Source organism: Cognatishimia sp. MH4019, assembly GCF_020177595.1.
Taxonomy (GTDB): Bacteria; Pseudomonadota; Alphaproteobacteria; order Rhodobacterales; family Rhodobacteraceae; genus JAHTBL01.
In genome coordinates, this window is sequence record NZ_JAHTBL010000021.1 from 1 (window position 1) to 6628 (window position 6628).

Consider the following 6628-nt stretch of genomic DNA (forward strand, 5'->3'; position numbering starts at 1 on the left):
ACTGGCAAAGCTCAAGCCGATGGACCCAGCCTTTGAGTAAGAGCGCGGTCCTACTTCGGACATCCCAGTAAATTAACGCGATGACGCAAACCAAAGCGTCAGAAAAGAAGAGTTTTTCAACAAAATCAGCCCAATTTACCGGATGCTGCGTGCGGCACGAATGGGCGTTTCACCAAAACGGTCTCGATACTCGGTTGGCAGAATACCAAGCAGCTTCACGAAACTTCTCCGCATTTTTTGTTCACTCACAAATCCAGAGAGCGATGCGATTTCCTTGATAGGTTTCCTGCTGCCCTCCAAATACAAACGGGCGATGGCAAGCCGTCTTTCTTCGACAAAACTTGAGGGTGTTTGACCAAATTCTTGTACGAAATCGCGATGTAGTGTGCGCTCAGTAGACCCTGCAACTTCGGCCATCATGGAGACGCTCCATGGGGCGGTAGGGTCTTGTTCGATACGATTGTACAGATCACTCAGGCGCTTGCTGGATGTCGCCTGCGCCTTGAGTGGTTCCGAGTATTGTGATTGTCCACCATGCCTTTGCATGAAAACCACCATTTCCCGCGCCACGCCAAGCGCAGCGCGTCGCCCGTGATCCGCTTCTACAAGGGAAAGCGTGAGGTCGATGCCTGTCGTCACACCTGCCGAACAATGAAACTTACCATCATGCGTGAAAATCTCATCCAGATGCCAATCTACGCTTGGAAACAGCTGAGTAGCGAGATCAGCTCGTTCCCAATGCGTTGTACCTTTTCTTTGGTCCAGCAGCCCTGTCGATGCGGTGAGAAGACTCCCTGAGCAAATAGAAACGAAGCGCTCTACGACTGGCGCAACACGTTTCAAGAAGCGCCGCAGGGAAGGGTCATTCAAATGTTGATCAACGCCAGGACCGCCAGGGACAACAAAGATGTTTGCGCAGGATACTGCGGCAAACGACACATCCGAGCGGAGGGATAACCCAGTATCAGTCCGAATATCGCCGCCGTCCTTGCTGGCGATGGCGATATCATAGGCTTTGTAGCCCAGAACCTTATTCGCAGACGCAAGAACCTGAGCGGGACCAGCCACATCCATAAGCAGGACTTGATCGAAGCCCACAAAGACAACGGATTGAAGGGGTTTTGTCTGATTTTGAAGGTTCGAAATCATTCCTGACATCGACTATGAGAAATAGTCTGCTGTCAACTGAACCCTGCACGACGAGACCCCTCATATGTCACGCACCTTTGTTACGGACGTCCCTGGCGTACCAGCCTCACCATCGCCAATTTCCAATGCTGTTGTCGTCGGCAACACCTGCCATATCTCGGGTCAGTTGGCTGTGTACAATGATGGATATCGCGAAGGCAGCGCAAGCGAAGAAGCTGGACGCGCATTTGACCTGGTGTTCATGGTCGCTGACGCCGCCGGTTTTAGCTCTGAAGATATTGTCTATGTCGATATCGCTTTTGCCGACATTGAACGCGACCTCGCACAGGTGAATGAAGTCTATCGGAAGCGGTTCTCACAATTCCCGGCACGGACGATCTACCAGGCTGCGAAACTGCCCTTTGGGGCGAAAATCAAAATACAGGCTATCGCGATGAAAGATCGCGTGTGATCCAATCTTATCTCCGTTTAAGTCCAAGAGCATCGCGGTGTGCTAGGGGTCCGCATCTGGTCAACGCTATGATGTGAAGCTCGAGCCTACCCTGTCGCGCAGTCCTTGGCCGATGCGGCCAAACCCACCCATTAAAATCTAACGTTGAAGGGACTCTATGTTGCACGGAAATGTAGTTGCAGTTGCACGAGATAATTCACACAATTTTTCGAAAGAGTTAGTTCCGGAAATACGTATCATGGACGGGTTGGGGGTCGAAGGCGACGCCCATCTGGGCGAAACCGTAAAGCATCGTTCACGTGTAGCTGTAGATCCCAGGCAGCCTAACCTTCGCCAAGTCCACCTGATCCATTCGGAGCTCTTTCGTGAGCTTGAACAGAAAGGTTTCCATGTTGGGCCCGCTGATTTGGGTGAGAACATAACAACACAAGGCATTGATTTACTTGCTCTGCCACGGGGCACGGTTCTAAAAATCGGGGAAGCAGTTGAACTAGAAGTGACTGGACTAAGGAACCCTTGTAAGCAGATTGACGACTTTCAAGCTGGCCTTCTTGCCGCTGTAATGCTGAAAGGTGAAAATGGAGAGCTCATTAGAAAATCCGGCATAATGACGGTGGTGAAATCCGGAGGCACCGTGAGAGCCGGTGATGCAATTCAGACGATCTATCCTGAGATGCCTTACCTACCTCTGGAACGAGTATAAAAACTCTAAACCGGACACTGGTCTCCGGGGGGCGAACGGCAGCAAAGTCCCGCAGACTGTGAGTCTACCGTCGGCTCGGTTTCGCGCACGCAGCGAACTAGAAAGGTGCGGCACGAAACAGACCTTGCGCACTCTGAAACCAACAGCTGAATTCGGTAGCTTGCGGCATCAAACAGCGACATGCCTAAGGATCACACCATGACGCCCCTTCATCGTGATCCCGGGCATCTTTCATTATACAAATTCGGCCCGACCATCCGTGAATGCATCAAGGGCTTTCTGAGAGACTTTGCGACCCGCAGCGATCTCGGCCTCATAGGCTGTCTCAGAGGACTGGATTGCGCCCAAAGCCGCTAATGTCTGGTCGATCTTATCAAACGGGACAACGACAACGCCGTCGCGGTCCGCAACGACCATGTCACCACTATGGATAGTCTGATGACCGATCGTCACGGGAAGACCGGCTGTTCCAGGACCAGATGTTACGGGGGATGCAGGGTTCAGGCCCGTACACCAGACCGGCAGCCCTACCGCCACGATGCCTTTGTAATCTCGCACCGGCCCGTCCGTGACGAACCCTGCGCCATGCGCGTTCTTCAACATGCCCATGACAAGATCACCTGCCGCCCCACACCCCTGATATCCCGACACTGACCCAATCAAGATATCGCCAGCTTGAATAAGACTGAGAGCCGCTAAGGTCCCCAACAAATCCCCTGGACGGTTCTGAGCGGTTACGGCAGGTCCGGCGGCGATGCAGTCAAGGTCAGACCCTGTGCTGATCGGAACAATGTTGCTCGCCAACGCGCCTCCACCGCCCAATGCATCGCAGACTTGGCCAGTCGGCACACCCTGGAACGCCGCAATCTGCGCATCAGACGGGCGCAAGAGCGTACTGGCAACTGTAAGTAGTTTGGGTTCTTTGATCATGTCCTTACCTCCGTAACTATGGCCAAGTTACTAAGGGGTGTTATGCAAAATCGAACTGTCATTTCTCATGCACGCATGAGGCAATCTCATACCGATCAATATCGCGACATCGCCTTCATCTGACCTAACAGCCAGTCGCGCAGGTGAAGACAGATCGCGACGTTCGAACTGTCCGGCTTTACGGACAGATGTATGGGCTTGGTGACTGGCATTCTTTGATCAGACGCCGCAATCAAACGGCCAGCTCTCAGGTCATCATCCGCGACCGACCGACGAAGAACCACGATGCCGCGCCCATGAACGGCCGCCTGCAATGCGAGTTCAACCGTTGCATAAGTTTCCTTGTCGGCGGTTGGACTTGCGTCTTGCCCGAACCGGGCCTGCCAGCTTGACCATGAACACCCAAACAAGGTTTCCAATCCGAAGTCACCCAATGAAATGGCCGTTTCCGAGGCATAATCAACAAGCGAAAGGCGAGACGCACCGACGCTAACGATATCGGGACTGCACACCGGAAGGCGAACTTCGTTCGGGACGACCACTACGTTGCGATGGGCAAGCTCTTCAAATCCAATGACGAGGTCGGCGTCGTGAATCTCGCCAGCCGACACCAGCCTAAGTGTCATTTCCAAACACTGCGCTTCTAAACGATCTAAACGTGGCAGCAGCCATTTGTTCGCCAGAACCGGTTCGCAATAGATGGAGATGACAGACCTGTCTAAATCGCGCTGAAGGGCCTGCAATTTATCATCGAGAGCCGCGATGCTGTGGCTCACAGTATCTGCGAAGTCTTGACCCTTTTCGGACAGCACAAGCGCATTCCCTTGCCGTTCAAAAAGCGCAAACCCACAGCGCAACGATAATTCGCGGATTTGATGGCTGACAGCACTTTGCGTGATCGACAGTTCTTCAGCAGCCTTCGTAAAACTTAACAATCGGGAAGCCGCCTCGAAGCATTTTAAGTATCTCAGTACGTCTTTATTCAAAACAATCTCATCATTATCGCTCGCTATTTCCAGATTCTATTGTGATTTCGCCCATGTGTCATTCTTGCGATTGCAGGGCCGCCTCCAACTTATCAAACTCTGCACATTCAGCGGCTGAGGGACATTTTGCATATTGGATCCGATGCTACCTTGAATGTCGGTTTTTCATTTCTCTGCGTCTAGGTGCACTTGCCAATCCTTGCTGAAGGCTACCAAAGGGCAGAGCTGATCATACAAACGCTTGCCCAGCTCAGTGGTCGCGTACCCACCTTCGGTGCGATGAACAAATCCTGCCGCCTGCAACTCTTTCAATCGTATATTCAGCGCTGCAGGGGAAATTGTCTCACATTCAGAGCTACCCTCCTAAATTCGGACACTGACGTAAGCTGCAATTTGTTGTCTGCTGATCTTCAACACGAAGGAGATCAGGAATGTCGAAACGGAAGCAACATCACCCCAAGTTTAAGGCCAAGGTTGTGTTAGAGGCGCTGAAGGGAGAGAAGACGGTCAGCCAATTGGCCAGTCGGTTTGGGGTGCATCCCACTATGATCCACCAATGGAAGCGTGCGCTGCTTGAAGGTGCGTCTGACGTATTTGAGCGCCTCCTTTCCGCTGCGGTACACATGAATGACCAGTTTTGTCCTCTCGCAGCGGCGATAGAATTTGCGCTAGCGCAGCACTTTCTGTGCAGTGCGCGCATGCAGCACAAAAAACGAATTCACACTAAGGGCCCGCAGCCGCTTTTAGATCGATCGCACAATGTTAAATTGGTGGACCGTTCCGCCTCAGCAGGGACGGCCCATACCGGACACTAGATCTACCGTCGCGATGCTGCAGCGCGGCCCGTCAGAGAAGACATTCGCTGCGATTGCAAATTATGGCAGCGGTGAACTCACACATCGCGGGACTTTCCGGACCTTGCGGATTGGCAGGCGAAGGTCTGCTGTCAGCAAAATTAGGCCATGGCGATGACTTCGATCTCTATCAGCCAGGCAGGATCAAGGGTAGTCACCACAATGGCGGTAGTTGGCACGATCCGACCCTGAAGTGCCTCCTCACGAGCCGTTTGATTTTTTGCGGCAAATTCTGGTCGCGCTATGTAGCTGGTCAGCCGAACAATATTCGAAACTGACATATCAGCCTCTGCCAAGATGCGACGGATATTTTTCCAAACCAGATCGAGTTGTTCATCAAGGCTCGCAGGTGCTGCCCCGTCTTCTGCCAAGCCCATTGTTCCGCTGACAAAAAGCTGTCTGCTGACCCCTGAAACTTCCATGGCGTGAACATAGTCGAGGGTTGTGGCGTAAATGCCATCGGTCGGATTGATTTCTTTTGCGTTCATCTGAATTTCCTTTCGGTATATGGACATCTTGCCGAAGATTTTTTGGATGATAAGATTGATTAGGCGATATGGTGAAAGAAACAGATGATATTCAGCGGGCAACACTGCCAAGGCGTGCCTTGGACGGTTTTGACCGAAAAATATTAGGTGCAATCACTGAAGACGGGCGGGCGACTTATGCCGAGATCGGCGAACACGTCGGTTTGTCGGCTCCGGCAGTTCATGAACGTGTCAAGCGATTACGCAAACACGCGATAAAGAGCATAGGCGCACATCTAGACGGCCCTTCATGTGGAAAAGACTTCTTAGCTTTTGTGCATGTCGATGCGGACGGTTGGGGCAAAAGCGAACGGATGTTGACCTTGCGCCAGTTTCCCGAAGTCGAGGAAATGCACTCGGTCGCGGGGGATACCTGCGTGATCATCAAAGTTCGAACGGCAAACGCCCATGCGCTCGAAGACTTCCTGTCGCAACTGTATGTACTGCCGGGGGTTCGCAGCACGAAGAGTTTTGTTGTGCTTTCCACCTACCTTGAGCGTGGTGTGCAGGCAGAGGTCACAACCGAGTGGCCAGAAGTTCCCTTACCAACGCGATAGAGCCGACATTCAGGCATCTTGCAGCATCGGTCAAAGTGGGCTGATTTTGTTGAGAAACACATGCTTGATTGGCGGTCGGGCAGCTGATTCAATTCTCTCGACGAGCGGGAGGGTTTGCGATGATGGGACCGAGGCAAGAAGCGCAAGCGGCGCTCTTCTACGAGTTCTCGCTGGATGATCACGTCCCCCAAGAACATTTGCTGCGGTCGATTGACCGGTTTGTTGATCTGACCAGCGTCCGCGCTCATCTGGCGGATTTCTACAGCCACACTGGTCGGCCCTCCATCGACCCAGAGCTGCTGATCCGGATGCTGTTGGTTGGCTATTGTTTTGGCATCCGGTCCGAGCGACGGCTTTGCGAGGAAGTTCACTTGAACCTGGCGTATCGCTGGTTCTGTCGCCTAGATCTGACCGACCGTATCCCGGATCATTCTAGCTTCTCCAAAAACCGTCATGGTCGGTTCCGCGAGA

The 6628-nt window shown here is 52.7% G+C and carries 8 protein-coding genes and 1 pseudogene; 5 read left to right on the forward strand and 4 right to left on the reverse strand.

All coding sequences use genetic code 11. The annotated features are described in order from the left end of the window. Positions 1 to 135: 135 nt before the first annotated feature. Positions 136 to 1149: a GlxA family transcriptional regulator gene (locus tag KUW67_RS18225; protein ID WP_224826768.1), complete on the reverse strand. Its 1014-nt coding sequence runs from the start codon at positions 1147 to 1149 to the stop codon at positions 136 to 138. Positions 1150 to 1213: 64 nt separating this feature from the next. Between KUW67_RS18225 and KUW67_RS18230 the strand changes: the two genes are divergently transcribed. Together KUW67_RS18230 and KUW67_RS18235 are read left to right on the forward strand one after the other, a co-directional pair. Beyond that, entirely contained in the window at positions 1214 to 1600 is a 387-nt protein-coding gene (locus KUW67_RS18230; protein ID WP_224826769.1) for a RidA family protein, read from the forward strand. 157 nt (positions 1601 to 1757) lie between these two features. Then, positions 1758 to 2303, forward strand: a complete 546-nt coding sequence (locus tag KUW67_RS18235; protein ID WP_224826770.1) for an MOSC domain-containing protein — start codon at positions 1758 to 1760, stop codon at positions 2301 to 2303. Between the two features lie 234 nt (positions 2304 to 2537). Here the strand turns inward: KUW67_RS18235 and KUW67_RS18240 are convergent, their stop codons facing one another. Together KUW67_RS18240 and KUW67_RS18245 are read right to left on the reverse strand one after the other, a co-directional pair. After that, complete coding sequence (locus KUW67_RS18240; RefSeq protein WP_224826771.1) at positions 2538 to 3233, reverse strand: RraA family protein; 696 nt, start codon at positions 3231 to 3233, stop codon at positions 2538 to 2540. 95 nt (positions 3234 to 3328) lie between these two features. Beyond that, a complete protein-coding gene (locus KUW67_RS18245) occupies positions 3329 to 4219 on the reverse strand; it encodes a LysR family transcriptional regulator (protein ID WP_224826772.1) in 891 nt (296 codons plus the stop codon). A 431-nt stretch (positions 4220 to 4650) separates the two neighbouring features. On the opposite strand from KUW67_RS18245, the pseudogene KUW67_RS18250 reads away from it, so the two are divergent. Continuing rightward, a pseudogene (locus KUW67_RS18250) lies at positions 4651 to 4815 on the forward strand (transposase); the annotation flags it as partial. 359 nt (positions 4816 to 5174) lie between these two features. Here KUW67_RS18250 and KUW67_RS18255 read toward each other — a convergent pair. Next, the gene (locus tag KUW67_RS18255) at positions 5175 to 5561 is read right to left on the reverse strand and encodes a RidA family protein (protein ID WP_224826773.1); all 387 of its coding nucleotides are present in this window, start codon (positions 5559 to 5561) and stop codon (positions 5175 to 5177) included. A gap of 68 nt (positions 5562 to 5629) precedes the next feature. Between KUW67_RS18255 and KUW67_RS18260 the strand changes: the two genes are divergently transcribed. Continuing rightward, complete coding sequence (locus tag KUW67_RS18260; protein WP_224826774.1) at positions 5630 to 6157, forward strand: Lrp/AsnC family transcriptional regulator; 528 nt, start codon at positions 5630 to 5632, stop codon at positions 6155 to 6157. Positions 6158 to 6276: 119 nt separating this feature from the next. Further along, on the forward strand, positions 6277 to 6628 hold a 352-nt coding region (locus KUW67_RS18265; protein ID WP_224826775.1), incomplete at its 3' end, for a transposase.